Source organism: Polaromonas sp. P1_E3 (genome assembly GCF_056405935.1).
The window spans coordinates 1-718 of the sequence record NZ_JBFUBD010000777.1; the positions used below are offsets into that span (position 1 = coordinate 1).

The 718-nt window shown below is 58.9% G+C and carries 1 protein-coding gene; it reads right to left on the reverse strand.

Features of this window, described 5'->3' with window-relative positions; translation table 11 throughout:
* Nucleotides 1–36 precede the first annotated feature (36 nt).
* On the reverse strand, nt 37–718 hold a 682-nt coding region (locus tag AC1D0Z_RS23475; RefSeq protein WP_477660521.1), incomplete at its 5' end, for an ATPase, T2SS/T4P/T4SS family.

Genomic DNA, 718 nt, shown 5'->3' on the forward strand with positions numbered 1-718 from the left:
AGCGTAGTACGCGAAGCGACAAGCGTGGGGGCCATTTCAGTGTTTCACGTCCAGCGTGATTTCCGTGAAGGACGGTTCGTCATCCGGGTCCTCTTCAGGCTCCAGTGTCTTGGCCTTGATGGCGAAGTCATTTTCCAGCCGCCACATCAGGTTGGTCGGCGAGTCGGCGTAGAGAACACCTTCCTTGCGGGTGACCGTGCCGGCGACGATCAGCTTGGCGATGTCCTGCTCGAACGTCTGTGAGCCTTCGGCCATKGATTTTTCCATCGCTTCCTTGACGCCTGAAAAATCGCCTTTTTCGATCAGCTCGGAGATCAGCTTGGTGTTAAGCATGACTTCCACCGCCGGCGTGCGGCCCCCGTCCTGGGTACGCAGCAGGCGCTGCGACACGATGGCCTTGAGCGCCGCGCCCAGGTCGCCCAGCATGGTGCTGCGCACTTCCACCGGGTAAAAGCTCAGGATCCGGTTCAGTGCCTGGTAGCTGTTGTTGGCGTGCATGGTAGCCAGGCACAAATGGCCCGACTGCGCATAGGCAATGGCCGCCGACATGGTTTCGCGGTCGCGGATTTCACCGATCAGGATGACGTCAGGCGCCTGTCGCAGCGCATTCTTCAGGGCAACCTGCAATGATTGCGTGTCGCTGCCGACTTCACGCTGGTTGACCACCGATTTCTTGTTGGTGAACAAAAATTCGACCGGGTCTTCGATGGTAAGGATG